Annotated in this window: 23 protein-coding genes; 13 read left to right on the forward strand and 10 right to left on the reverse strand. The window is 74.4% G+C overall.

Going from position 1 to position 24748, the window contains the following annotated elements; all coding sequences use genetic code 11:
* Positions 1-40 precede the first annotated feature (40 nt).
* A complete protein-coding gene (gene groL / locus ACI79R_RS03585) occupies positions 41-1684 on the forward strand; it encodes a chaperonin GroEL (protein ID WP_456572188.1) in 1644 nt (547 codons plus the stop codon).
* A gap of 144 nt (positions 1685-1828) precedes the next feature.
* On the opposite strand, the gene ACI79R_RS03590 is transcribed toward groL, so the two are convergent.
* Positions 1829-2128 carry a WhiB family transcriptional regulator gene (locus tag ACI79R_RS03590; RefSeq protein WP_456572189.1) on the reverse strand — a complete coding sequence of 100 codons (300 nt, stop codon included), beginning with the start codon at positions 2126-2128 and terminating at the stop codon, positions 1829-1831.
* A 339-nt stretch (positions 2129-2467) separates the two neighbouring features.
* On the opposite strand from ACI79R_RS03590, the gene ACI79R_RS03595 reads away from it, so the two are divergent.
* Entirely contained in the window at positions 2468-3214 is a 747-nt protein-coding gene (locus ACI79R_RS03595) for a response regulator transcription factor (RefSeq protein ID WP_456572190.1), read from the forward strand.
* Positions 3215-3419: 205 nt separating this feature from the next.
* On the opposite strand, the gene ACI79R_RS03600 is transcribed toward ACI79R_RS03595, so the two are convergent.
* Positions 3420-3818 carry a DUF5319 family protein gene (locus tag ACI79R_RS03600; protein ID WP_456572191.1) on the reverse strand — a complete coding sequence of 133 codons (399 nt, stop codon included), beginning with the start codon at positions 3816-3818 and terminating at the stop codon, positions 3420-3422.
* Between the two features lie 193 nt (positions 3819-4011).
* Between ACI79R_RS03600 and guaB the strand changes: the two genes are divergently transcribed.
* From guaB to guaA, 3 genes are read left to right on the forward strand one after another with little or no spacing between them, the layout of a single operon-like run.
* Positions 4012-5529 (forward strand): IMP dehydrogenase, encoded by a 1518-nt coding sequence (guaB, locus tag ACI79R_RS03605; RefSeq protein WP_456572192.1) that lies wholly within the window; start codon positions 4012-4014, stop codon positions 5527-5529.
* Between the two features lie 2 nt (positions 5530-5531).
* Positions 5532-6671, forward strand: a complete 1140-nt coding sequence (locus ACI79R_RS03610) for a GuaB3 family IMP dehydrogenase-related protein (protein ID WP_456572193.1) — start codon at positions 5532-5534, stop codon at positions 6669-6671.
* Positions 6671-8233 (forward strand): glutamine-hydrolyzing GMP synthase, encoded by a 1563-nt coding sequence (guaA, locus tag ACI79R_RS03615; RefSeq protein WP_456572194.1) that lies wholly within the window; start codon positions 6671-6673, stop codon positions 8231-8233. The genes ACI79R_RS03610 and guaA overlap by 1 nt, the downstream gene beginning before the upstream one ends.
* A 50-nt stretch (positions 8234-8283) precedes the next feature.
* Here guaA and ACI79R_RS03620 read toward each other — a convergent pair whose 3' ends face one another.
* The 3 genes from ACI79R_RS03620 to ACI79R_RS03630 all read right to left on the reverse strand — a co-directional run bounded on the left by ACI79R_RS03620 (position 8284) and on the right by ACI79R_RS03630 (position 10369).
* Positions 8284-9042 (reverse strand): META domain-containing protein, encoded by a 759-nt coding sequence (locus tag ACI79R_RS03620; protein ID WP_456572195.1) that lies wholly within the window; start codon positions 9040-9042, stop codon positions 8284-8286.
* 108 nt (positions 9043-9150) lie between these two features.
* Positions 9151-9444: a hypothetical protein gene (locus ACI79R_RS03625; RefSeq protein ID WP_456572196.1), complete on the reverse strand. Its 294-nt coding sequence runs from the start codon at positions 9442-9444 to the stop codon at positions 9151-9153.
* On the reverse strand, positions 9437-10369 hold the full coding sequence (locus tag ACI79R_RS03630; RefSeq protein WP_456572197.1) for a PspC domain-containing protein: 933 nt from the start codon (positions 10367-10369) through the stop codon (positions 9437-9439). Before ACI79R_RS03630 ends, ACI79R_RS03625 begins: the two co-directional genes overlap by 8 nt.
* 123 nt (positions 10370-10492) lie before the next feature.
* Here ACI79R_RS03630 and ACI79R_RS03635 point away from each other — a divergent pair, with 123 nt between their 5' ends.
* Together ACI79R_RS03635 and ACI79R_RS03640 are read left to right on the forward strand one after the other, a co-directional pair.
* Positions 10493-11686 carry an ATP-binding protein gene (locus ACI79R_RS03635; protein WP_456572198.1) on the forward strand — a complete coding sequence of 398 codons (1194 nt, stop codon included), beginning with the start codon at positions 10493-10495 and terminating at the stop codon, positions 11684-11686.
* The gene (locus ACI79R_RS03640) at positions 11683-12348 is read left to right on the forward strand and encodes a response regulator (RefSeq protein ID WP_456572199.1); all 666 of its coding nucleotides are present in this window, start codon (positions 11683-11685) and stop codon (positions 12346-12348) included. Before ACI79R_RS03635 ends, ACI79R_RS03640 begins: the two co-directional genes overlap by 4 nt.
* Positions 12349-12351: 3 nt before the next feature.
* Here the strand turns inward: ACI79R_RS03640 and ACI79R_RS03645 are convergent, their stop codons facing one another.
* On the reverse strand, positions 12352-13086 hold the full coding sequence (locus ACI79R_RS03645; protein WP_456572200.1) for a PIG-L deacetylase family protein: 735 nt from the start codon (positions 13084-13086) through the stop codon (positions 12352-12354).
* Positions 13087-13108: 22 nt separating this feature from the next.
* The gene (locus ACI79R_RS03650) at positions 13109-13384 is read right to left on the reverse strand and encodes a chorismate mutase (RefSeq protein ID WP_456572201.1); all 276 of its coding nucleotides are present in this window, start codon (positions 13382-13384) and stop codon (positions 13109-13111) included.
* A 214-nt stretch (positions 13385-13598) separates the two neighbouring features.
* Here ACI79R_RS03650 and ACI79R_RS03655 point away from each other — a divergent pair, with 214 nt between their 5' ends.
* Positions 13599-14288, forward strand: coding sequence for a hypothetical protein (locus tag ACI79R_RS03655; RefSeq protein WP_456572202.1), 690 nt, complete (start codon positions 13599-13601; stop codon positions 14286-14288).
* Between the two features lie 123 nt (positions 14289-14411).
* Positions 14412-16706 (forward strand): DNA helicase PcrA, encoded by a 2295-nt coding sequence (gene pcrA / locus ACI79R_RS03660; protein WP_456572203.1) that lies wholly within the window; start codon positions 14412-14414, stop codon positions 16704-16706.
* 213 nt (positions 16707-16919) lie between these two features.
* On the opposite strand, the gene ACI79R_RS03665 is transcribed toward pcrA, so the two are convergent.
* Together ACI79R_RS03665 and ACI79R_RS03670 are read right to left on the reverse strand one after the other, a co-directional pair.
* On the reverse strand, positions 16920-17720 hold the full coding sequence (locus tag ACI79R_RS03665; RefSeq protein WP_456572204.1) for a M23 family metallopeptidase: 801 nt from the start codon (positions 17718-17720) through the stop codon (positions 16920-16922).
* Between the two features lie 213 nt (positions 17721-17933).
* On the reverse strand, positions 17934-18821 hold the full coding sequence (locus ACI79R_RS03670) for an esterase/lipase family protein (protein WP_456572205.1): 888 nt from the start codon (positions 18819-18821) through the stop codon (positions 17934-17936).
* A gap of 180 nt (positions 18822-19001) precedes the next feature.
* On the opposite strand from ACI79R_RS03670, the gene ACI79R_RS03675 reads away from it, so the two are divergent.
* Both ACI79R_RS03675 and ACI79R_RS03680 read left to right on the forward strand, forming a co-directional pair.
* On the forward strand, positions 19002-20144 hold the full coding sequence (locus tag ACI79R_RS03675) for a hypothetical protein (RefSeq protein WP_456572206.1): 1143 nt from the start codon (positions 19002-19004) through the stop codon (positions 20142-20144).
* Positions 20145-20166: 22 nt separating this feature from the next.
* A complete protein-coding gene (locus ACI79R_RS03680) occupies positions 20167-20538 on the forward strand; it encodes a methylmalonyl-CoA mutase (protein ID WP_456572207.1) in 372 nt (123 codons plus the stop codon).
* A gap of 3 nt (positions 20539-20541) precedes the next feature.
* Here the strand turns inward: ACI79R_RS03680 and ACI79R_RS03685 are convergent, their stop codons facing one another.
* Complete coding sequence (locus ACI79R_RS03685; protein ID WP_456572208.1) at positions 20542-22389, reverse strand: CocE/NonD family hydrolase; 1848 nt, start codon at positions 22387-22389, stop codon at positions 20542-20544.
* A gap of 136 nt (positions 22390-22525) precedes the next feature.
* Here ACI79R_RS03685 and sucC point away from each other — a divergent pair, with 136 nt between their 5' ends.
* Both sucC and sucD read left to right on the forward strand, forming a co-directional pair.
* Entirely contained in the window at positions 22526-23686 is a 1161-nt protein-coding gene (gene sucC, locus ACI79R_RS03690; protein WP_456572209.1) for an ADP-forming succinate--CoA ligase subunit beta, read from the forward strand.
* Between the two features lie 83 nt (positions 23687-23769).
* The gene (gene sucD, locus ACI79R_RS03695; protein ID WP_456572210.1) at positions 23770-24651 is read left to right on the forward strand and encodes a succinate--CoA ligase subunit alpha; all 882 of its coding nucleotides are present in this window, start codon (positions 23770-23772) and stop codon (positions 24649-24651) included.
* The last annotated feature ends 97 nt before the right edge of the window (positions 24652-24748 follow it).

The following is a 24748-nucleotide window of genomic DNA, read 5'->3' on the forward strand; positions in this document are numbered from 1 at the left end:
CGGTCGTCGTCCGCCCCCTGTTCTCTGATCGGAAGGGCCCATGGCCAAGATCATCAAGTTCAACGAGGACGCCCGCCGCGCGCTCGAGCGCGGTGTCGACAAGCTCGCCGACGCGGTCAAGGTGACCCTCGGCCCGCGCGGGCGCAACGTCGTCCTCGACAAGAAGTTCGGCGCCCCGACCATCACCAACGACGGCGTGACCATCGCCCGCGAGGTCGAGCTCGAGGACCCGTACGAGAACCTCGGCGCCCAGCTGGCCAAGAACGTCGCCACCAAGACCAACGACGTCGCCGGTGACGGCACCACCACCGCCACCGTGCTCGCCCAGGCCCTGGTCAAGGAGGGCATGCGCAACGTCGCCGCCGGCGCCAACCCGATGGGTCTGGGCCGCGGCATGCGCGCCGCCGTCGACGCCGTCTCCGCAGCGCTCGACGAGGTCGCCATCCCGGTGACCGACGAGGCCGCCATCGCCGGCGTGGCCACCATCTCGGCGCAGGACGCCGAGGTCGGCGCGCTCATCGGCCAGGCCATGGAGAAGGTCGGCAAGGACGGCGTCATCACCGTCGAGGAGAGCAACACCCTCTCCACCGACCTCGACGTGACCGAGGGCGTGCAGTTCGACAAGGGCTACCTCTCGCCCTACTTCGTCACCGACCAGGAGGCCATGGAGGCCGTCCTCGAGGACGCCCTGGTCCTGCTGGTCAGCGGCAAGATCAGCGCCCTGGCCGACCTGCTCCCGCTGCTGGAGAAGGTGCTCGGCCGCGGCGGTCAGCCGCTCCTCATCGTCGCCGAGGACGTCGAGGGCGAGGCGCTGTCGACCCTCGTCGTCAACTCCATCCGCAAGACCATCAAGGTCGTCGCGGTGAAGTCGCCCTACTTCGGCGACCGGCGCAAGGCGTTCATGACCGACCTCGCCGTCGTCACCGGTGGCCAGGTCGTCAGCGAGGACGTCGGCCTCAAGCTCGACGCCGTCGGCCTCGAGGTGCTCGGCACCGCCCGCCGGGTCACCGTCACCAAGGACACGACGACGATCGTGGACGGCGGCGGCACCCAGGAGGCCATCGGCGACCGGGTCGCGCAGATCCGCCGCGAGATCGAGGCCACCGACTCCGACTGGGACCGCGAGAAGCTGCAGGAGCGGCTGGCCAAGCTGGCCGGCGGCATCGGCGTCATCCGCGTCGGCGCGGCCACCGAGGTCGAGATGAAGGAGAAGAAGCACCGGATCGAGGACGCCATCGCCGCCACCCGCGCCGCGGTGGAGGAGGGCGTCGTCCCCGGTGGTGGCTCCGCACTGGTGCACGCCGCAGCGGCCGTCGACTCCCTCGACCTCACCGGCGACGAGCTGACCGGTGCCCGCGCCGTCCGTGCCGCCCTCGACGCCCCGCTGGTGCGGATCGCCGAGAACGCCGGCTACGAGGGCCGCGTCGTCGTCAGCAAGGTCCGCGAGGCCGGCGTCGGCCAGGGCTTCAACGCCGCGACCGGCGAGTACGGCGACCTGGCCGCCCAGGGCGTCATCGACCCGGTCAAGGTCACCAAGGCCGCGCTGGGCAACGCCGCGTCGATCGCGGCGATGGTGCTCACCACCGACTCCGCCGTCGTGGAGGCGCCGGAGGAGGAGCACGAGCACGGCAACGGGCACCACACCCACGGCCACTCGCACGGCGGCCACGGGCACTCGCACTGAGGAAGGGCCCCCCTGCCCCCCGCCGCTCGCACGCTCGCGGCGGGGCCCTGCAGGGGGGCCGACCCAGGCCCGGGAGGGCCTGAGAAGACGAGAGGGCCGGTCCAGCGACTCGCTGGACCGGCCCTCTCGGTGTCTATGGGGGCGCTACACGCCCGCGGCGACGGCAGCAGGCTCTGCGGCGATCAGCCGGGCCCGCTCCTCCTCGCTCATGCCGCCCCACACCCCGTAGGGCTCCCGCACGCTCAGCGCGTGCTTGAGGCAGGCGTCGATGACGGGGCAGCGCGCGCAGACGGCCTTGGCGGCCTGCTGGCGACGGGCCCGGGCGGGGCCGCGCTCACCGTCGGGGTGGAAGAACAGGGCCGTGCTCTCCCCACGGCAGGCGCCGTGGAGCTGCCAGTCCCACACCTCGGCGACGGGGGTGGGGAGTCGGCGGATGTCAGCCATGTGGTCCTCCTCGGCTCGTGATGCGAGCCGGAGGGGGCGGTCCGGCTGCAAGGGGCCCGGTGCCCGAGGCCTGCGCGGGTCAAACACACGCAACCCCGGCATTTTGCTGGCTCCCGCCTCACCCCGCTGGGTGAGGACGTCTGTCCCGTGCCCTGGACGGCGATCAAGGTGGAGTCCGGACGTGCCGAACGGCCTGGTGGGAGCCCTGCCGGCCCGGCGCGTCCCCGCGCACGACGGCGGCTCCCCGGACGGGGTGCCGTCCGTGCGAGGTCCGGCCGGGGGAGCCCCGGACGGTGGGGGATCCCCTGGCACGCCGCCGGGAGAGCGAGGAGCAATCGGGTGATCGACGACAGGATGCGCGGTCCCGGTCAGGGCACCACGACCGTGTGGGTCTACGACGAGCGGCGCCGGGTGCGGGACGACATCGCCTCCCGGCTGGTCGCCCTGCCCTTCGTCGGCCGGGTCGAGGTCGTCGGCGACGCCACCGGCCTGATGTCCCGCCTGGCGACCCGCCAGCCCGACGTGCTGCTCGTGGGCACCCAGCGGGCGGTCGACTCCGGCCTCACCGTCGCCACCCAGGCGCTGCGGGCCTACCCGCGGCTCCCGGTGCTGGTGCTCGGCGCCCCGGACGACGCCGAGTCGGTGCGCGCGGCGGTCGCCGTCGGCGCCCGCGGCTACCTCCGCTGGGACGCCACCGCGCTCGAGATGGGCCTGGGCCTGTCGCGCGTGGGCCTGCGGGTCGACGGCCGGACGCCGCAGCCGGCCAACGGCCACCCCGTGCCCCTGGCCTCGGTCGGGGCGCACGCGCCGACCCCCGCCTGGAACGGTGCCGCCCCGCTGGCCGGTGCCGCCCCCACCACGGTGCGGGCCGCCGTGCGCGACACCCCGCAGGTCAGCCTGTCGATGCGCGAGATGCAGGTGCTCACCGGCATGAGCCAGGGCAAGAGCAACGCCCAGATCGGCCGTGAGCTCTACCTCTCCGAGGACACCATCAAGACCCACGCCCGCCGGCTGTTCCGCAAGCTCGGCGCCAAGGACCGCGCCGAGGCCGTGGCCACCGGGTTCCGCCGGGGCATGATGCAGTGACTCGGCGGTCCTACCGGACCGCACCGCACGACGAAGCGCGCCCCCCTCCGATTCGGAGGAGGGCGCGCTGTCTTCGTCCAGGAAGGCGACCACCGGAGGTCGCGCCGAGTGGGCCCCGGAGGGGTCCGCGCAGGCGCGACGCAGCGGCTCCGCTCGGTCGGGGACGGCTCCTGGCCGCGGTGTCGGCCGGTAGGCCGACGGAGTCCTAGTCCTCGCGGGCGTGCTTCCCGCCGCGCTGGCCGCCGGGCTCCTCGCGCTCGGCGAGCGCCGCGATGCCGTCGGCGTACCCGCTGGCGTAGTCCCAGCTGACGTAGTCGTCGGGGTCGGGGTCGAACGGCGGCTCGTGCCGGCCGGTCTGCCCTTCCTCCAGCAGCTGGCGCAGGTTGGCCTGCATCAGCGCCCAGTCGACGTGGTGCTCCTCGTCGCAGTCCGGGCAGTCGACGACGATGCCCTTGATCCCGGTCGGTTCCAGCAGCGTCCGGAACACCTCGAGCTCGGCCAGGTCGTCGAGGACGCCGGCGCGCTCCTCCATCGTGAGCGGCGGTGGTCCCGACGGGTCGGCCGGCCCGAAGTCCGGGCCGCTCGTGTCGTCGAACGGGTTCACGCTTCCTCCTCGCCGGCGCTCGTCGGCTGCGTCCACCGTCTCTGGGCCGTGCCGGGGCGGCACGCCCGAGGGTCCACGGTAACCGTCCCCGAGGGGAAAGACCGCCCCCCACACCCCGCCGCCTACGATCGGGGGCGGTTCCCCGCGCGCCCAGCAGGGCGCAGACCGATCCCGGAGGGGTGGCGGCTTCCCAATGCGGCCCGACGATTTCGTACCCGAGCTGCCGGCGAAGTTCGCGCCGCTCGGCCTCACCTACGACGATGTCCTGCTCATCCCGGGGGCGTCCGACGTCGTCCCCGCCGAGGTGGACACCAGCAGCCGGCTCACCCGCGGCATCCGCCTGGCGGTGCCCCTGGTCTCCAGCGCGATGGACACCGTCACCGAGGCGCGCATGGCCATCGCCATGGCCCGCGTCGGCGGCGTCGGCATCCTGCACCGCAACCTCGCCGCCGAGGAGCAGGCCGGCCAGGTCGACCTGGTCAAGCGGTCGGAGGCCGGCATGGTCACCAACCCGGTCACCTGCTCGCCGGACAACACCCTCGCCGAGGTCGACGCCCTCTCCGGCCGCTACCGCATCTCCGGCGCCCCCGTCGTCGACGCCGACGGCGTGCTCGTCGGCATCTGCACCAACCGCGACATGCGCTTCGAGACCGACCAGAACCGGCTCGTCCGCGACGTGATGACGCCGATGCCGCTGGTCACCGCGCCGGTCGGGGTCGATGCCGACACCGCGCTGCGGCTGCTGTCCAAGCACAAGATCGAGAAGCTGCCGATCGTCGACGACGCGGGCCGGCTGCGCGGCCTGATCACCGTCAAGGACTTCGTCAAGCGCGACCAGTACCCGAACGCCACCAAGGACGCCGACGGCCGGCTGGTCGTGGGCGCGGCCCTGGGCGTCGGCGACGACGCCTACAAGCGCGCGGGCCTGCTGGTCGAGGCCGGGGTCGACGTGCTCGTCGTCGACACCGCGCACGGCCACCAGCGCGCGGTGCTCGACATGGTCGCCCGGGTGCGCAAGGACTTCGGCGGGGACGGCGGCGTGCAGGTGGTCGGCGGCAACGTCGCCACCCGCGCGGGCGCGCAGGCCCTGGTCGACGCCGGCGTCGACGCGGTCAAGGTCGGCGTCGGCCCCGGCTCGATCTGCACCACCCGCGTGGTCGCCGGCGTCGGCGTTCCGCAGATCACCGCCATCTACGAGGCCTCGCTGGCCGCCCGGCCGGCCGGTGTGCCGGTCATCGCCGACGGCGGCCTGCAGTACTCCGGCGACATCGCCAAGGCCCTGGTCGCCGGCGCCGACACCGTGATGATCGGCGGGCTGTTCGCCGGCGTCGAGGAGGCCCCGGGCGAGCTGGTCTTCATGAACGGCAAGCAGTACAAGACCTACCGCGGCATGGGATCGCTGGGCGCGATGCAGAAGCGCGGCAACCAGTCCTACAGCCGCGACCGGTACTTCGCCGACGACGTCCTCTCCGACGACAAGCTCGTCCCCGAGGGCATCGAGGGCCAGGTGCCCTACCGCGGCCTGCTCGCGGGCGTGGCCCACCAGCTCGTCGGCGGGCTCCGCGCGTCGATGGGCTACGCCGGCGCGGCGACCGTCGCCGACCTGCAGGAGCGCGGGCAGCTGACCCGCATCACCTCCGCCGGCCTGGTCGAGAGCCACCCGCACGACATCCAGATGACCGCCGAAGCCCCCAACTACCGAGGCCGCTGACCATGCCTGCCCGTGACACCGTCGAGATCGGTCTCAACCGGTTCGCCCGACGCGGCTACGACCTCGACGAGGTCTCGATCGTGCCGTCCCGGCGCACCCGGGACGTCGACGACGTCTCCACCGCCTGGCAGATCGACGCCTTCCGCTTCGACATCCCGCTGGTCACCAGCCCCAGCGACGCCGTCGTCAGCCCGGCCACCGCGGTCGCCGTCGGCCAGGCCGGCGGGCTCGGCGTGCTCAACGCCGAGGGCCTGTGGACCCGCTACGACGACCCGGCGCCGGTCTACCGGCAGCTGCGGGAGGCCGCCGCCGACGGCCCGCCGCCGGTCTCGCTGCTCCAGCAGGTCTACGGCGAGCCGGTCAAGCCCGACCTGATCGCCGCCCGGGTCAAGGAGATGCGCGACGCCGGGGTCACCACCGCGGTCCGCGTCTCCCCGCAGCACACGCTCCAGCTGGCGCCCACGGTGCTGGCGTCCGGGGTGGACCTGCTGGTCATCCAGGGCACGATCGTCTCCGCCGAGCACGTCACCACCCAGGGCGACGCGCTCAACCTCAAGGAGTTCATCGCCGACCTCGACGTCCCCGTGATCGTCGGCGGGGCGGCGAACTACACGACGGCCCTGCACCTGATGCGCACCGGCGCGGCCGGCGTGATCGTCGGCGTCGGTGCCGACAGCTTCTCCACCGGCGACGCCGTCATGGGCATCCGCGTGCCGCTGGCCAGCGCCATCGCCGACGCCGCGGCCGCCCGCCGCGACTACCTCGACGAGACCGGCGGCCGGTACGTGCACGTCATCGCCAACGGCCGCATCGAGACCAGCGGCGCCATCGCCCGCGCGCTGGCCTGCGGAGCCGACGCCGTCCAGCTCGGCGAGCCGCTGCGCGCGGCGGCCGAGGCGCCGGCCGGCGGCGTCTGGTGGGACTCGGTGGCCGCGCACCCGCGGCTGCCCCGCGGTGGCGCCTCCCCGGCCGTGCCGCCGGCCGGGTCGCTGGAGCAGCTGCTGCTGGGCCCGGCGGAGACCGCCGACGGGCGCACCAACCTCTTCGGTGCGCTGCGCCGGACCATGGCCAAGACCGGCTACCGCGACCTCAAGGAGTTCCAGCGGGTCGACCTGGTCATCGGCGGGGACGGCGAGTCCTGATGGACTTCCCGACCGTCCTGGTCGTCGACTTCGGCGCCCAGTACGCCCAGCTCATCGCCCGGCGGATCCGCGAGGCCGGCGTGTACTCGGAGCTGGTGCCCTCGACGACGCCCGCCGAGGAGATCCTCGCCCGCAAGCCGGCGGCGATCGTGCTGTCCGGCGGCCCGTCGAGCGTCTACGAGCCGGGTGCCCCGCAGGTCGACCCGGCGCTGTTCGAGGCGGGCACCCCCGCGTTCGGCATCTGCTACGGCTTCCAGGCCATGGCGCAGACCCTCGGCGGCACCGTCGCCCGCACCGGCGACCGCGAGTACGGCGGCACCCCGCTGACCGTCACCACCACGGGCCGGCTGTTCGGCGACCTGCCGGTGGAGCAGTCGGTGTGGATGAGCCACGGGGACGCCGTCGCGGAGGCCCCGCCCGGGTTCACCGTGACCGCGACGTCCACCGGCGCGCCGGTCGCGGCGTTCGAGGACGTCGACCGGAAGCTGGCCGGGGTGCAGTTCCACCCCGAGGTGCGGCACACCGCGCACGGCCAGACGGTGCTCGAGCACTTCCTCTTCGACATCGCCGGCCTCGAGCCCACCTGGACGATGGCCAACGTCGTCGACGAGCAGGTCGAGCGGATCCGCGAGCAGATCGGGGACCGGCGGGCCATCTGCGGGCTCTCCGGCGGGGTGGACTCCGCCGTCGCCGCCGCACTGGTCCAGCGCGCCATCGGCGACCGGCTCACCTGCGTCTACGTCGACCACGGCCTCATGCGGCAGGGCGAGACCGAGCAGATCGAGCGGGACTTCGTCGCCGTCACCGGCGCCGACCTGCGGGTGGTCGACGCCGGCGAGCAGTTCCTGTCCGCGCTGGCCGGGGTGAGCGATCCGGAGCAGAAGCGGAAGATCATCGGCCGCGAGTTCATCCGGGTCTTCGAGCAGGCCGCGCTCGACGTCGTCGCCGACGCCCAGGCGCACGGCGAGACCGTCGACTTCCTGGTGCAGGGCACGCTGTACCCCGACGTCGTCGAGTCCGGCGGCGGCACCGGGACGGCGAACATCAAGAGCCACCACAACGTCGGCGGGCTGCCCGAGGACCTCACCTTCACGCTGGTCGAGCCGCTGCGCACGCTGTTCAAGGACGAGGTGCGCGAGGTCGGCCGCCAGCTCGGCCTGCCCGACACCCTCGTGCAGCGCCAGCCGTTCCCCGGGCCGGGGCTGGGCATCCGCATCGTCGGCGAGGTCACCCGCGAGCGGCTCGACGTGCTGCGCCAGGCCGATGCGATCGCCCGCGCCGAGCTGACCGCCGCCAAGCTGGACACCGAGATCTGGCAGTGCCCGGTCGTGCTGCTGGCCGACGTCCGCTCGGTGGGCGTCCAGGGCGACGGGCGCACCTACGGCCATCCGATCGTGCTGCGGCCGGTGTCCAGCGAGGACGCGATGACCGCCGACTGGACCCGCCTGCCCTACGACGTGCTGGCGAGGATCTCCACCCGCATCACCAACGAGGTGGCCGAGGTCAACCGCGTGGTCCTGGACGTGACGAGCAAGCCGCCGGGCACCATCGAGTGGGAGTGAGGACCCCGCTGCCCCCCACCCCTCGCTGACGCCCGGCGCGGGGCCTGCGGTCAGCCGGCGCGGTAGCCCAGGCCCCGGCCGTCGTCGGCGGTGAGGGTGAGCCGGTCGGCCGCGACGGTCCACCGCGGGCCGCTGTCGAGCACGGCCAGCACGTGCGCGTCCTGGCGGCCGAGGTCGTCCGGGCAGCCGACGTCGTCACGGTCCACCACCAGGGTGAGGACGTCACCGGCGGTCTCCCAGGTGCCGACGAAGCCCCTGCAGCCGGTCGAGCCGGTCACCGGGCCGCCGGGTGCGAGCTCCAGCGTGCCGGGCGCCGCGCTCGAGACCGTGGACGAGGCCGTCCGGCCGTCCACGAGGGTGTCGAGCACCCAGCGGGTGCCGGCGAGGTCCCGGTCCGGCGCGGGGACCACCGGGGTGAACCGCAGCCGGACGCCGTCGCCGGTCAGCACCAGGTCGGCGCCGTCCCGCGCCGCCGTCGTGATCCGGCCCAGGGCGCCGAGGAAGGCGCTCTCCGCGGCCATGAGCTCGGGCTCGCACCCCATCTCGGTGCCGCCCAGCCCGTCGAGCGCGATCGAGTCGCCGTCCTGCCGGTAGCCGGCGGAGAACGAGTTGCAGAAGCTGCGGCCGCGCAGCTCGCCGGGGGTCACCTCCAGCGTCGCGCCCGCTCCGGCGGGCCGGGGGAGGGCGGCCCCGTCGGCGGTGCCGTCGGCGAACTGCCAGGACCCGACGACGTCCGGGCTGCCGGCGCCGCGGTCGCCGCAGGCGGCGAGCAGGCCGGTGACCAGCAGCACGATCGCGGCCAGGCGCACGTCCTCTCCACGCGGAGAGCCCGTCGCGAGTTCCGCCGGACGCGGCGAGGGCCCGGGGAGCGGTGCTCCCCGGGCCCTCGTTCCCCGTCCGCCCCCGGACCGGGCGGATCAGTGCCGGCGGCGCGACCGCCGCAGCTCGCTGAACAGCAGCCAGACCCCGGCGAGGACCAGCACCAGCCACAGGATGCCGCCGTCCTCGAACAGCCCCAGGGGGAGCGCCGCGCCGGCCAGGCCGAACACGGCCAGGACGACGAACACCAGGCCCGGCACCAGCGCGGTGAGGTCGACCCCCCGGCGCGCGGGCGGGGTGGGCGCGGTCTCGACGGCGACTGGCATCATGTCCTGGAGCGCGCGCTCCTGCCAGGCGGTCGGGGTGGTCGGGAACTCGCTGTAGTCAGCCACGGGACACCTCCAGGTCGCCCACGCCGTGCTCGATGGACAGGATGATCTCGGCCTCGTCGTCCCCGACGTCCCGGCCGGAGCCGGTGCCCGGGAAGAACCCGCCGTCGGACGAGCCGACGTCGAAGACCTCGACCTGCCCGACGCCGGCGTCCACGTCCAGCTGCACGTCGGCCTCGCGGGGCAGCACCACGTCGAGGTCGCCGACCCCGTGCTCGACGGTCAGGCGGATCGGCTCGTCCAGGTCGGAGACGTCGACCCGGCTCAGGTCGACGGTCATGTCACCCGCGCCCAGCCGGTAGGTGTCGCGCACCTCGGCCGCCGAGGCCGGCCGGTAGGTGCGGTCACCGACCCCGGCGCCGTCGGCCCACGGCACGCTGGAGGCGAACACCAGCGCCAGGGAGAGGACGACGCCCAGGGCGATCAGCCCACCCTTCGCCGTCCGGCCGCCGGTGAACGCCGCGGCGACCAGGCCCAGGCCGACCACCAGCAGGGCGCCGCCGAGGAAGCCCCGGGGCCCGGGGTCCCAGTCGGTCAGGCGGGTCAACCCGGCCAGCAGCCCGACGACGATCAGCGTGGCGGCGAGGGTGAGCCCGGCGACGGGGGAGCGCGGCTCGCGCGGCGCCCGGCCGGCTCGTGCCGCCGGCGCGCCCTGGCCGGCGCCGGCCGGCAGGAGCACCCACAGCAGCAGGTAGACCAGCACGCCGGCGCCGCCGGCGAGGGTCAGGGCGACGAAGCCGACCCGCCAGAGCAGCGGGTCGATCCCGCTGTACTCGGCCAGGCCGCCGGCCACGCCGCCGGCCATCTTGTCGGTGCGGCTGCGGCGCAGCACGGGTCGGTCCGGCACGGGGGCGGACGGCGGGGGCGGCGGCCAGTCGGCGCCCGGCGGGTCCACCGACGGCGGTGCGGGGGGCGGTGCGGATGTCATGGGAGGAGCCTGCGCCGGGCGCGGCCGCCGATCCATCAGGGAACGCCCCCATCCGACCCTGGTCCCTGCGACCGGGGGGTTCCCGGTGCCGCGGGAGGGGGCGCCGGTGCGACGATCGGCGCCATGACCACCACCCTGCCCGGGAGCGGGACGGCGCTCGCCGTCCCCGACCGGCCGCCCCTGGCGCGCCCGCGCTCGGGCCGGATGCTGGCCGGGGTGGCGTCCGGCACGGCGGCGCACCTGCGGGCCGATCCGCTCGTCGTGCGGGTCGCGTTCGTCGTCCTGGCCGTGACCGGCATCGGCGTCGTGGCCTACGCGCTGCTGTGGTTCTTCATGCCGGTGGCGACGGTCGACGCGCCGCCCACGGCCGCGCCCGTGGCCGAACCGAGCCGGCGGCAGACCGTGGGCCTGGCGTTCCTCGGGGTGGGCGCGCTGGTGCTGGTCACCAACCTCGCCACCTGGGGCGACAGCGACCTGATCTTCCCCCTGCTGCTCGTCGGCGGCGGCCTGGCCGTCATCTGGCGGCAGCTGGACACCGACCGCACGCTGGCCCGCCCGGGCGTGCGCTGGGTGCTGGCCGGCGGCGTGGCGGTCGCCGGCGCCGGCGTCCTGCTGCTGCTGGCGACCACCGGCCAGCTGGCCAACGCCCGCAACGGCTTCGCCGCGACCCTGGTCATCCTGGTCGGCATCGCGCTGGCGACCGCACCGATCTGGCGCCGGCTGCTCACCTCCCGGGAGCTCGAGCGCACCGCCCGGATCCGCTCGGAGGAGCGGGCCGCGGTCGCCGCGCACCTGCACGACTCGGTGCTGCAGACGCTGGCCCTCATCCAGCGCCACGCCGGCGACCAGCAGGCGGTCGCCCGGCTGGCCCGCAGCCAGGAGCGCGAGCTGCGCACCTGGCTGTACGAGCCGGAGAAGTCCGCCGGCGGCACCTGGGCCGGGCTGGTGTCGGCGATGGTCGCCGAGGTCGAGGCCGACCACGCGCTGACCGTCGATCCCGTGGTGGTCGGCGACGCGCCGGTGGACGACGGGCTCGTCGCGCTGGGGGCGGCGGCGCGGGAGGCGCTGGTGAACGCGGCGAAGCACTCCGGTGCGGCGTCGGCGGACCTGTACACCGAGGTGACCCCGCAGCAGGCGTCGGTCTTCGTGCGCGACCGCGGCGCGGGCTTCGACCCGGCGGCGGTCCCCGCCGACCGGCGCGGCCTGCGGGACTCGGTGACCGGGCGGCTGACCCGGCTCGGGGGGACGGCGACCGTGCGCTCGGCGCCGGGGGAGGGGACCGAGGTGGAGCTGCTGCTGCCCAGGGAGGCCCAGTGACGGGAGGCGGGCCGCGGGTCTTCCTCGTCGACGACCACGCCATGGTGCGCTCGGGCGTGCGCGCGGAGCTCGGCGACGAGGTGCAGATCGTCGGCGAGGCGGCCGACGTCGAGTCGGCGGTGACCGGGATCCGGTCGGCCGTCCCGGACGTCGTCCTGCTCGACGTGCACCTGCCCGGCGGGGGCGGCCGGGCGGTGCTGGAGGCCCTGCGGGCCGAGCTGCCCGACGTCCGCTGGCTGGCGCTGTCGGTGTCCGACGCCGCCGAGGACGTCATCGCCGTCATCCGCGCCGGCGCCCGCGGGTACGTGACCAAGACGATCTCCGGACCCGACCTGCGGGCCGCGGTGCAGCGGGTGGCCGACGGCGACGTCGTCTTCAGCCCCCGGCTGGCCGGGTTCGTGCTCGACGCCTTCGCCGCCTCCGGCGCGCCCGCCGCGCCGTCGGCCGACCCGGCGACCGACCCCGGCCTGGACCTGCTGTCGGCCCGGGAGCGCGAGGTGATGCAGCTGCTGGCCCGCGGCTACACCTACCGCGAGATCGGCTCGCGGCTGTTCATCTCGGTGAAGACCGTCGAGTCGCACGCGTCGAACGTGCTGCGCAAGCTGCAGCTGTCCAACCGCAACGAGCTGACCCGCTGGGCGGCGACCAACCGGCTGCTGTGAGCGTCACTCGGTGTAGACGACGTGGAACGCCTCGGCCAGCCGCCCCGCCGGCAGGCCGAAGGTGCGCGCGGTCTGCGCCATCCACCCGCCGACGAACACCTCGAGGTCGTCGCGGTGGGAGACCTGGGTGACGTGGCTCTTCAGCGCGGCGTACTTCAGCTCCACGACGTCGGTGACGTCGACGGCGTGGTCGGGCCGCGGGCTGGCGCCCAGCCACACCTCCGACACCGTCCACGCGTCCAGGCCCTCGTCGGCCAGCAGCTCCGGGAAGGCGAACGGGTTGCGGGCGTCGGGGTAGACCGCCCGCAGCGTCGACTCCCCGACCGTCATGTGGTCGGGGTGGCTGGCGCCGATCCGCTCGTAGAACCGCTCCGGTGAGCTGGTCAGCACCCGCTGCGGCCGCACCTGGCGGATGACCCGGGCGATGTCGCGGCGCATGTCGAGGGTCAGCTCCAGCCGGCCGTCGGGATAGCCCAGGAAGCGCACGTCGGTGACGCCGACCGCCGCCGCGGCGGCGCGTTGCTCGGCCTGCCGCAGCGGCCCCATCTGCTCGCGCGGGGTCTCGTCGAACCCGCCCGCGTCGCCGTCGGTGACGATGCAGTAGGTGACCTCGGTGCCGGCCGAGGTCCAGGTGGCGACCGTCCCGGCGCTGCCGAAGTCGACGTCGTCGGGGTGGGCGAGCACGCACAGGGCGCGCTCGACGTGCTCGGCGGGCTTCCGGGGCGGGGGCAGGGTCACGTCCGGAGCCTAGAAGGCCCGCTCAGAGCCGGCCGCGGCCCTGGCGGAGCAGCATCATCCCGAGCGCGGCGCCCTCGTCGCCCAGCGCGCTGCGGAAGCGGGCGATCACCTGCGACTCGCGCGACAGCGACAGCCGGGTGCCACCGGAGGCGGCGCGCAGGGCACCGATCTCGCGGGAGACCTCCAGCCGGCGGCGGACCAGCTCGATGATCTCGGCGTCGCAGGCGTCGATCTGCTCGCGCAGCGCGGCGATGCGGGTGGTGGCGTCGTCGACGGGCGCGGTGGTGGCGGTGGTCATGGGGTCCTCCTGGTGGCGGTTCGGCCGTCGGACCCCGGACACACGAACGCCCCGGGCTCCTCGGGCCCGGGGCGTCTGTTGCGGCGGTTGCTCAGCCAGCGGTGACGGACACCGGAACCCGGTGGCCGTAGGTAAAGCTGGAGCTGGGAAGCAGCACGCCCGTAGTGTGCCACGCGCGCCGACGGCGGTGCGACGAGGGGGCCGATCGGCAGCCGTGATTCCCGAGGAACAGGCCGATCCGATCTCCGGGGACGTGGCGTGCGCCGTCGTCCTCGCGACGCCGCTCGGTCCGCTGGAGGTGTCGGTCGGCCACCGCGGTGCGGTGCGCCGGCCCCCGGCTGAGCCGACCTCGACACCGGCGGGCGGCCTGCTGTCCCGGTGGCCCGCCGAGGACGGGCCCGCCGTCGAGGTGCTGGTGACGCCGTACGACGGCCTCGAGGGCATGCCGCAGTACCGCGTGACCGCGAGCTGGGGTGTCGTGGTGACCGTCGCATGCCCGCGGGCGACCGCGCCCATCGAGGTCGTGGCGTCCCTTCCCGAGGGCCTGCAGGGCAGCCCGGACGACGGTCAGTACCTGGCCGCGTGCCTGTACGAGACCCCCGACTGGGTGCTCACGGTCGGCGGGCCGGGCGACGACCTGCTCGAGGCCTGGGTGGACGAGCACACGTTCCCGGAGCAGTGGCGGGGTGCGTTCTCCGACGTCGAGGTGACCGGTTCCGGGGTCTTCGCGAGGACGACCCACGAGCTCGGCTGGCTGCTGCCCGCTCTCCCGGCCGGCGCGACCGTCGCCCTGCACGTCGCGGTGGCGTGGTCGCGGCCGGGTGAGGACGCCGGGATCGCGAACTGGTTCGCCGTGGACACCTCGCCGCACGCGCTGATCGCCGCCAGCCGGCAGCGGCGCTGACCTCCAGGGGGGTGGTCCGGCGCCGACCGGAGCTGTCACCCGTCCGAACTACAGTGGTGTGGCTATGAGCCCACCCCACGACGACGCTCCGCTGGCGCTCCACGTCCCCGCGGGGGCCCCGGCATGAGCGTCCAGCAGGCCCTCCCCGGAACCGCCTCGCTCCAGCGCACGGCCTCGGGGTCGGTGGGCCGGGAGCTCGACCGCATGCTCGCCGGCCTCAACGGGCCGCAGCGCCAGGCCGTCGTCCACGAGGGCAGCCCGCTGCTCATCGTCGCCGGGGCCGGCTCGGGCAAGACCCGGGTGCTCACCCACCGCATCGCCTACCTGCTGGGCGCGCGCGGGGTGCAGCCGGGCGAGGTGCTGGCGATCACCTTCACCAACAAGGCCGCCGGCGAGATGAAGGAGCGGGTGGCGCACCTGGTCGGGCCGCGCGCCCGGGCCATGTGGGTGTCGACGTTCCACTCGATGTGCGTGCGCATCCTGCGCGCCGAGGCGGCCAAGCTGGGCCTGAAGTCGTCGTTCACGATCTACGACCAGGGCGACTCGGTGCGGCTCATGACGATGGTCGCCCGCGACCTGGAGCTGGACGCCAAGCGCTATCCCGGCCGCAGCCTCGCCGCGCAGGTGTCGAACCTGAAGAACGAGCTCGTCGACGAGGAGAGCTACGTCCCGACGACGCCGCCGGAGAAGGTGCTGGCCCAGGCGTACACGCTCTACCAGCAGCGGCTGCGCCAGGCGCACGCGCTGGACTTCGACGACCTGATCATGACCACGGTGCACCTGCTGCAGGCGTTCCCCGACGTCGCCGAGCACTACCGCCGCCGGTTCCGGCACGTGCTGGTCGACGAGTACCAGGACACCAACCACGCGCAGTACGTGCTGGTCCGCGAGCTGGTCGGGCCGCCGGGCGGGCCGGTGCCGCCGGCCGAGCTGTGCGTCGTCGGCGACGCCGACCAGTCGATCTACGCCTTCCGCGGCGCCACGATCCGCAACATCGACGAGTTCGAGCGCGACTACCCCGAGGCCACCACGATTCTGCTGGAGCAGAACTACCGCTCCACCCAGCGGATCCTCAAGGCGGCCAACCAGGTCATCTCCCGCAACACCGGCCGCCGGCCCAAGAACCTGTGGACCGACGCGGGCGACGGCGAGCTGATCACGGGCTACGTCGCGGAGAACGAGCACGACGAGGCCGCCTGGGTCGCCGAGCGCATCGACGAGCTGGTGGACGGCGGCGCCGTCCAGCCCAAGGACATCGCGGTCTTCTACCGCACCAACAACGCCTCCCGGGTGTTCGAGGAGGTGTTCATCCGCGTCGGCATGCCCTACAAGGTCGTCGGCGGGGTGCGCTTCTACGAGCGCAAGGAGGTCCGCGACGCGCTGGCCTACCTGAAGGTGGTCGCCAACCCGGCCGACGTGGTCAGCCTGCGGCGGATCATCAACGTCCCGAAGCGCGGCATCGGCGAGCGGGCCGAGGCCTGCATCGAGCAGTTCGCCGACCGGGAGCGGATCGCGTTCGCCTCGGCGCTGCGCCGCTGCAGCGAGGTCGAGACCCTCGCCGTCCGGTCGCGGAAGAACATCGAGGAGTTCGTCGCGCTGCTCGAGGAGTTCGAGCAGCTGGTGGAGACCGGCTCGGGGCCGGCCGCGCTGCTGGAGAGCATCCTCGACCGCACCGGCTACCTCGCCGAGCTCTCGGCCAGCACCGATCCGCAGGACGAGGGCCGCGTCGACAACCTCAACGAGCTGATCAGCGTGGCCGCGGAGTTCGAGGCGGCCAGCCCCGAGGGCACGGTCACCGATTTCCTCGAGCAGGTGTCGCTGGTGGCCGACGCCGACCAGATCCCCGTGTCCGGCGACGAGGCCGGCGTGGTCACGATGATGACCCTCCACACCGCCAAGGGCCTGGAGTTCCCGGTCGTCTTCCTGACCGGCCTGGAGGACGGCGTCTTCCCGCACCTGCGGGCCCTGGGCGACCCGCGGGAGCTGGAGGAGGAGCGGCGGCTGGCCTACGTGGGCATCACCCGCGCCCAGCAGCGGCTGTTCCTCTCGCGGGCGACGGTGCGCACGAGCTGGGGGCAGCCGGCGTACAACCCGCCGTCCCGGTTCCTCGACGAGCTGCCGCCGGACACCGTGGAGTGGGAGGGCAAGGAGCCCACCCCCGCTCCGAGTACCGGCTACCGCTCGGCCCAGCAGCGGGTCGCGGCCACCGGCCTGTCGACCGGCGGCCTGCGCGGCGGCGCGGGCAACCGGGCGGTCATCTCCGTGGAGGTGGGCGACCGGGTCAGCCACGACGCGTTCGGGCTCGGCACGGTGGTGGAGGTCAACGGCGTGGGCGACAAGGCCCAGGCGACGGTCGACTTCGGCAGCGGCGGCACCAAGCGCCTGGTCCTGCGCTACGCCCCCCTCGTCAAGCTCTAGGACCCCCGGTGCGGGGACCCGGAGGGTTCCCCGACGGGGGTCCTGGAGCCCGCGCCTGTCAGTCGGTGCTGCAGGCAGTCGCGGACCCGACGGTGAGCCGCTCCGCGAGACGCCACGAGGCAGCGGGACCCGGAGGGTCCCCTGACGAGCGGCGAGGAGGGCTCAACTCACGACGGGGACGTCACCTGGCCGCGGTGATCGGGCAGAGCCCGATCAGATGATCACGCCGCGCTCGGCGAGGTACTCCTCGGGGTCGATCCGCCGGCCGTCCATGCCGCCGCGGTGGATCTCGTAGTGCAGGTGGGGGCCGGTGGACTGGCCCTCGCTGCCGACCTTGGCGATCTCGTCGCCGGCGTGCACGATGTCGCCGGCCTCGACGCTGTAGTAGCGCATGTGGCCGTAGATGTGCACGTCGCCGTCGGCGTCCTGGATGTAGATGGCGTTGCCGTAGCCGGAGGCGCGGCCGGCGCGGATCACGACGCCGTCGACGGCGGCGTAGATGGGCGTGCCCAGCGGCGCGGCGAGGTCGACGCCGTAGTGCATCGAGCCCCAGCGCTGGCAGAAGCAGGTGGTCATGCGGGCGTTGGCCACCGGCGCGACGGTGGTGGGCGTGCGCGCGGCTCGGGAGGCGGCGAGCTCGCCCAGGCGGGCCTGCGCCTCGGCCTCGGTGATGCCGCGGCGGACGCCGGCGTCCTCCATGTCCCCGGTGAGGCCGATGTCGGAGGCGATGCCGAGGCCGTAGTCGGCGGCGTCGGCGGTGATCGGTGCCGGCGCCTCGCCGAAGCCGAAGAGGCCGGGCACACCGGCGATCAGGGCCCCGGTGACCAGGGCGGCCAGCCAGAGCGGCCCGCGCTTGCCCGGCGGGCGGGGGAGGCGGCGGCGGGCCGGGGCGTCGTCGGCGGCGGGGGCGTCGGCGGCGGGGGCTGCGGCGGGTGCGGTGACCTCGGCGGGCTCGGGGAGCTCGCGCGAGGTCCCGGGCCGCTCGAGGAGCGCGGGACCGGACTGGCGAGACACGCTGCACCCTCCCGTTGGTGCCCGCCCGCCGGCTGCTTCGCAGCAGCCCGCCGGGGGAGCGACGGCGGCTGGGGCGGTCTGGCGATCCGCCCGCCGGTGGGTACCGGCGCCGTGATCAGACCGTAACCGTCAGTCAGGCCATCGCCCGGGAGCTGACCGAGCGTGTCGCTTTGTCTCCAGACGGTGAGACGCGTCTCGGCGGCGGACGACCGGTCAGGCGACCGCGGCCTCGGCGGGCGCGGGCGCGCGGAGGCCGGCGAGCGTGGCGGTCACCTCGTGGACGACGCTGCGCGAGAAGGGCAGCGACATGTGCCCCACGCCCCGCACCAGCACGTTGCGGGCGCCGAGGTCGGGGTGGTCGCAGCGGCCGGCGCTGGTCGGCAGCACGAGCTGGTCCAGGTCGCTGTAGACGGCGGTCAGCGGCGTGCGCCAGCCCGGCGCCGGCTCGGCGAGCTCGCCCAGCAGGCTCGACCCCGGCCGCAGCTGGCGGCCCAGGGGGGTGGGCAGCAGGTGGGCCAGGACCGATCCTCCGTGCGGGGTGCCCAGGGTGGTCAGGCTCGCCACCCGCCGGCCGCCGCCGAGCCGCTGCACATAGTAGCGGCTGATCAGGCCGCCCAGGCTGTGCCCGACGACGTGCACGCGGTCGTGCCCGGTCTGCCGGCAGATCCGCTCGACGTGCTCGGCCAGATCGGCGGCTCCGCGGGCGGCGCAGTCCAGCCGCGGGCTGTAGTTCCAGGTGCAGACGTGGGCGAAGCCGCGCTTGCGCAGGGTCCGGCGCATCACCGTGAAGATCGACCGGTTGTCGACCAGGCCGTGCACCAGCAGGACGGGTACCCGGGCGGCCAGCGGATCGGCGGCGAAGAGGGCGCGCACGCCGGGGGGCTGCTCACCGGGCCGGCGGCTCGGGTCGGGGCGCAGCTGCTCCATCCGCGTGCCCAGCGGGTACATGAGGACGTGTGCCCCGACGAGGGCCAGCTCGGTGATGCCGCCGGTCAGGGTCGCGGGTGTCGCCAGTGCCCGGAGGACACCCCGTGGCGCACCCTCCGCAGTGCCCGCGGTGTGCGACGCTGGTGCCGACTCGGGGTCGCTGAGCGGGCGCATGACGGCTTCCTCCCCGTGTGGACCCGCCGTCGGTGCCGGGGCTCGGCGCCTCGGGCGGGCGAGCACTGATGTGCTCCGTTCACCCGACGGTAATGCCCTCGTGTGTCACACGTCACACAACCGTCCCGGTCTCCGGCCTCTCGAGTCCCGTTCGTGACCATCCCGACCGAAGGAGGACCCGTGCCACCCCGCGACGGTTCCCCCCGCACCGGCTCTCCCCGCACCGGCTCGGCCCGGCGCACCGGCTCCGGCCGGGACCGCGCACCGGCCGGACGGCGCGGCTCGGCCGCCGACGCGCGGTCGCGGTCCGGCTCCGGCCGCAGCGCGGGGGCGGTCTCTCCGCGCCGGGGGTCCGCCCGCGGTGCCGGGCGTCCGGAGGCCCGCCCGGCGGCCACGGAGGCGCTGGTGCTGGGCGATCCCCCGGTCGGCGCCCGGGTCGCCGGGGCGCTGCTCGTCCTGGCCGGGCTCGCCGGCGCGGCCGCCGTGGTGCCCACCTACCTGGTCGTCGGGGGGCGCGCGATCTCGCTGGCCACCGGGCTGGGCGGTGTGCTGGTCACCCTGCTGGTCCCGCTGGTGTCGCTCGCGGTCGGCGGGGTGCTCGCCGGCGGGCGGATCCCGAAGTTCGGCCTGTCCTACGCCGCGATCGCCGGTGCGCTCTCGCTCGGCTCGCTGCTGCTGGAGGTCTACCGCGGATCGTCGTCCACGCTGCGCCCGGGTGAGGAGGTGCTGGCCGGCGAGTGGCTGCTGACCAGCTCCGTCCGCCCCGGGGCCGGCTGGTGGCTCGCCCTGGCCGGGCTCGGCCTCACCGTGCTGGCCGGCGCGGTGGCCGCGGGCACCTGGGGCCGCACCGTCATGGAGGACGGCGGCACGCTCGACCCCGCCCGGCCGGGGCTGGCCGGGCTCGCCGGCCTGCTGGGCGTGGGCACCGTGCTGTGCCTGGCGCTGCCGGCCGCCGACGTCCCGGACCGGCTGGTCACCGACCCGGCGACCCTGGTGCAGACCGTCGTCGAGCAGCCCGGGCCGCAGGCCCTCCTCGAGCGGCCCGGCCTGGCCCTGCTCGGTGGCCTGCTGCTGGCCGGTGCCGTGGTGCTCTGCTCGGTGCTCGCACCCTCGCTGCGGCCGCGCCTGGCCACCGTCGGCGGCCTGCTCGCCATCGCCGCGGTCGTGCTGTCGCTGGGGCTGACCGGCGCCCGCGACGCCGTCGTCTCCGAGGACCTCGAGTGGACGCTCCCCGGCGCCGGGCTCCTGGTCGCCGGTTGCGGCTACGCCGGGCTCACCGTCCTGGCGTGGCGGCTCCGCCGCGGGCGGCCGGCCGGCGCCTGAGCCGCCCACCTACGCTCCGGCCGTGGCCGAGGAGCGTCTGCGCGTGGTCGTCGCCGACTCCGGCGGCGGGGAGGACCCCGCCGCCGTCGTCCTCGCCCGCTGCCTGCGCGACGCCGGGGCCGAGGTCGTCTACACGGACCGGGCACCGGCCGCCGCGCCGCTGGCGGCCACCGTCGTCCAGGAGGACGCGGACGCGCTCGGCCTCGCCGGCGCGCCCGCCGAGGTACTGGCGCGCGTTGGCGCCCTGCTGCGCGAGCAGGGCGCCGACGACGTCGCGCTGTTCACCATCGGGGTGGCGGGCGAGCTCCCGGACGGCGTCCGCGACTTCCCCCCGGGCACCCCGCCGGACGACGTCGTCGCCTGGCTGCGCGCCCGCACCGCCGGCGGGACGTGACCCTCAGGGGGTGACCGGCAGGGTCAGCTGCTGCACCCGGCCGGGGCCGGTGGACAGGGCGACCTGCTGGGGGAGGGTCGATCCGCGGTAGGCGGAGTCGCCGCCGGCGAGGACGACGGCCAGCCGGTGCCCGGGCTCGAACCGGTGCACGATCGCCGGCAGCTCGATGGTCACCGGGCGGGTGACGTCGCCGACGCGGACCGGGCTGACCAGCCGGTGCGGCAGCTCGACCGCGCCGTCGGGACCGATGTCGTAGACCTTGGCGAACAGCACCAGCTGCCCGCCCGGGCCGGCCAGCTGGGTGGCGGCCACGGCGGGCGCGTCCAGCTGCACGGTCAGCACCGGCGAGCCGACGACGTCCAGGGGTGCGGTCAGCGGATCGGTGGCGAACCGGATCGCCGTCCCCGGCGGGTCGGTGACCGGCAGCGACTGGTCGAGGTAGGACGTCTCGGTGTAGTTCGGGCCGATCGGGGTGACGCTGCCGTAGCCGCTGGTGCCCGGCGTCACCTGCGCGGCGGAGGGCACCAGGGAGCCACCGGCCGGGCCGCCGCCGGAGAGGTACAGCGTGCGGGGCGTGCCCACGGGGAACCGGCCGGCCTCGGTGTAGGCCTCGTCGATGCTCTCCGGGCCGGTGTAGGCCCAGTCGCGGAAGTAGGAGAACGCCGGCACCTGCGGCGCGGACCGGTCGCCGGCCACGTGGCGGTCGAGCCAGGCGAGGATCTGCCGGCCCTGGTAGCTGTCGGCCGGGTGCCGCATGTCCAGCTCGCCGGCGACGGGATCCATCCCGCTGTGCCCCCAGGAGTGCCAGACCATCGACACCGGGGTGCGCTGGGCCTTCAGCCGGGTGTAGGTGGCGACCGCCTCCTGCAGGTTGAACAGGGTGTCGGCCTGGCCCTGGGCCAGCAGGGTAGGCACCCGGATGTCGCCGATGTAGCTGGACACCGAGTTGGACCGCAGGAAGTCGATCGAGGCGGCGCTGGCGAAGCCCTGGGTGCCGACCTCGAGCAGCGCGGTGCACACCTGCGGGTCGAAGTTGCCGCAGTTGTCGGTGACGACGTTGCGCCACTGCACCGGGTCGGCCAGCGACGGGAGGTCCTGGACGCCGTTCACCGCGCCGAGCACCGTGAACAGCACCGCCCACTGGTACTTGAAGACCCCGGACTGCGCCGAGGTGACCGACTGCCCGGGGGTGAAGCCGCTGTTGCTCGGGTCCAGCGAGTAGGCGAGGTCGTTCCAGGTGATCATCGGCACGATCGCGTCGAGCCGGTCGGTGCCGGCCGACCGCTCGTATCCGGCCGTCGCGAACTGGATCTGGCCGCCGTAGGAGCCGCCCACCATGCCGACGGCGGGGTCGTACCGCCGTCCGTCCGGCCCGTCCTCCCGGACCACCTCCGTCACGGTGACCCGCCGGCCGGTGGCGTCGTCGACCGCGACGATCGCCGGGTCGCCGCCGAGGAAGCGCAGCAGCTGTCCGGCCGCGGCGCCGTCGTGCTCGCGGTCGTCCAGGGTGATCGGGCACAGGTCGCCGTCGACGAAGCCCAGGCCGGTGTAGGACAGCGTGGCGTAGCCGTGCTCGGCCAGCCCCTGGGCGAGGTCGGCCTGGTCGGCCTTGGTGCCACCGAAGCCGTTCGTCGCCAGCACCGCGGGCACCGGCCGCGACGCGCTCGCCCCGGGCGGCAGGTAGAGGTCGGCGTCGATGCTGCAGGTGCGCTGCTCGGTGCCCAGGCCGGTGACGGTGATCGTCAGGTCCCGGGGGACGACGTCGGCGGCGGCGGTGGCGGCCGGCGCGAACGCCGAGGTCACGCCGGTGGCCAGCAGACCGGTCAGGAGGACGGTGGTGGCACGGCGCACGGAGGGGGCTCCTCGTCGTCGGGGGACCTCGGGGCCCGGGCCGGAGCTCGGACGGGTGACGGCACCCTGTGATGCCGACCACCCCCTCCAACGCCGATGCGACGACGGGGTTACGCGGGCGATACCGTGCCTGTTCGTGGATCTCTTCGAGTACCAGGCCCGTGACCTGTTGGCCTCGCACGGTGTCCCCGTGCTGCCCGGCGGCGTCGCCGAGACACCCGAGCAGGCCGAGGCGATCGCACGGGAGATCGCCAGCACCGTCGTCGTGAAGGCCCAGGTCAAGACCGGTGGCCGCGGCAAGGCCGGCGGCGTCAAGCTCGCCGACAACCCCGAGGACGCCAAGGCGCGCGCCCAGGACATCCTCGGCCTGGACATCAAGGGACACATCACCCGCCGCGTGATGGTCGCCCAGGCCAGCGACATCGCCGAGGAGTACTACTTCTCCTACCTGCTCGACCGCGCCAACCGCACCTTCCTGGCCATGGCCAGCGTCGAGGGCGGCATGGAGATCGAGCAGCTCGCCGTCGAGCGGCCCGAGGCGCTCGCCCGCATCCCCGTCGACGCGACCGTCGGCGTGGACAGCGCCAAGGCCGCCGAGATCGTCGACGCCGCCGGCTTCGCCCCCGAGGTGCGCGACCAGGTCATCGCCATCGCCGTCCAGCTGTGGGACGTCTTCAGCAAGGAGGACGCCACCCTCGTCGAGGTCAACCCGCTGGCCAAGGCGCCCGACGGCACCGTGCTGGCCCTCGACGCGAAGGTCACCCTCGACGAGAACGCCTCCTTCCGGCACACCGAGCACGCCGCGTTCGAGGACGTCGCCGCGGCCGACCCGCTCGAGGCCCGCGCCAAGGAGAAGGACCTCAACTACGTCAAGCTCGACGGCGAGGTCGGGATCATCGGCAACGGCGCCGGCCTGGTCATGAGCACCCTGGACGTCGTGGCCTACGCCGGCGAGGAGTTCGGCGGCGTCAAGCCGGCCAACTTCCTCGACATCGGCGGCGGCGCCTCCGCCGAGGTGATGGCCAACGGCCTGGAGATCATCCTCTCCGACCCGGCCGTCAAGAGCGTCTTCGTCAACGTCTTCGGCGGCATCACCGCCTGCGACGCCGTCGCCAACGGCATCGTCTCGGCCCTGGGGATCCTGGGCGACGAGGCCACCAAGCCGCTGGTGGTCCGGCTCGACGGCAACAACGTCGAGGAGGGCCGGCGCATCCTCGCCGAGGCCAACCACCCGCTGGTGACCGTGGTCGACACGATGGACGGCGCCGCGCGCCGGGCCGCCGAGCTCGCCGCCTAATACTCCTCCGGCCTCGTCCAGAGGCTCACCCCGAGCGTGTCAGGGGTGAGGAGGACGAGGTCCTTACCGACAGGACTCCAGAGATGTCGATCTTCCTCAACGAGAACAGCAAGGTCATCGTCCAGGGCATGACCGGTTCCGAGGGGCGCAAGCACACCCAGCGCATGCTCGCCTCGGGCACCGCGATCGTCGGCGGCGTGAACCCCAAGAAGGCCGGCCAGAGCGTCGACTTCGACGGCGGCGCCAGCGTGCCGGTGTTCGGCAGCGTCAGCGAGGCCATGAAGGAGACCGGCGCCGACGTCAGCGTCATCTTCGTGCCGCCGGCCGGCGCCAAGGCCGCCGTCATCGAGGCCGTCGACGCCCAGATCGGGCTGGCCGTGGTCATCACCGAGGGCATCCCGGTGCACGACTCGACCTCCTTCTGGGCGCACGCCCAGGGCGGCTCGACCCGCATCATCGGCCCGAACTGCCCGGGCCTGATCAGCCCCGGGCGCTCGAACGCCGGCATCATCCCGGCCAACATCACCCAGCAGGGCAAGATCGGCCTGGTCAGCAAGTCGGGCACGCTGACCTACCAGATGATGTACGAGCTCCGTGACATCGGTTTCTCCACCTGCGTCGGCATCGGCGGCGACCCGGTCATCGGCACCACGCACATCGACTGCCTGCAGGCCTTCCAGGACGACCCGGAGACCGAGGCCATCGTGATGATCGGTGAGATCGGTGGGGACGCCGAGGAGCGGGCCGCCGACTTCATCAAGGCCAACGTGACCAAGCCGGTCGTCGGCTACGTCGCCGGCTTCACCGCGCCCGAGGGCAAGACCATGGGCCACGCCGGTGCGATCGTGTCCGGCTCGGCCGGCACCGCCCAGGCGAAGCAGGAGGCCCTCGAGGCCGCCGGCGTCAAGGTCGGCAAGACCCCGTCGGAGACCGCCCGCCTCATGCGGGAGATCGTCGGCGCCTGACGGCCCCGGGCCTGCGCCTGATCCACCTCGACCGCCCCGGCTCCCTCTCCAGGGAGCCGGGGCGGTCGTGTCTGCGCGGCCGGACGGCGGGTCCCGC

This window comes from Blastococcus sp. SYSU D00820, from assembly GCF_054050695.1.

Coding starts and splice junctions, on each gene's coding strand:
- groL (WP_456572188.1), top strand. CDS start 41: ATGGCCAAGATCATCAAGTTCAACGAGGACGCCCGCCGCGCGCTCGAG.
- ACI79R_RS03590 (WP_456572189.1), bottom strand. CDS start 2,128: ATGGCTGACATCCGCCGACTCCCCACCCCCGTCGCCGAGGTGTGGGAC.
- guaB (WP_456572192.1), top strand. CDS start 4,012: ATGCGGCCCGACGATTTCGTACCCGAGCTGCCGGCGAAGTTCGCGCCG.
- ACI79R_RS03610 (WP_456572193.1), top strand. CDS start 5,532: ATGCCTGCCCGTGACACCGTCGAGATCGGTCTCAACCGGTTCGCCCGA.
- guaA (WP_456572194.1), top strand. CDS start 6,671: ATGGACTTCCCGACCGTCCTGGTCGTCGACTTCGGCGCCCAGTACGCC.
- ACI79R_RS03630 (WP_456572197.1), bottom strand. CDS start 10,369: ATGACATCCGCACCGCCCCCCGCACCGCCGTCGGTGGACCCGCCGGGC.
- ACI79R_RS03635 (WP_456572198.1), top strand. CDS start 10,493: ATGACCACCACCCTGCCCGGGAGCGGGACGGCGCTCGCCGTCCCCGAC.
- ACI79R_RS03650 (WP_456572201.1), bottom strand. CDS start 13,384: ATGACCACCGCCACCACCGCGCCCGTCGACGACGCCACCACCCGCATC.
- pcrA (WP_456572203.1), top strand. CDS start 14,412: ATGAGCGTCCAGCAGGCCCTCCCCGGAACCGCCTCGCTCCAGCGCACG.
- ACI79R_RS03670 (WP_456572205.1), bottom strand. CDS start 18,821: ATGCGCCCGCTCAGCGACCCCGAGTCGGCACCAGCGTCGCACACCGCG.
- sucD (WP_456572210.1), top strand. CDS start 23,770: ATGTCGATCTTCCTCAACGAGAACAGCAAGGTCATCGTCCAGGGCATG.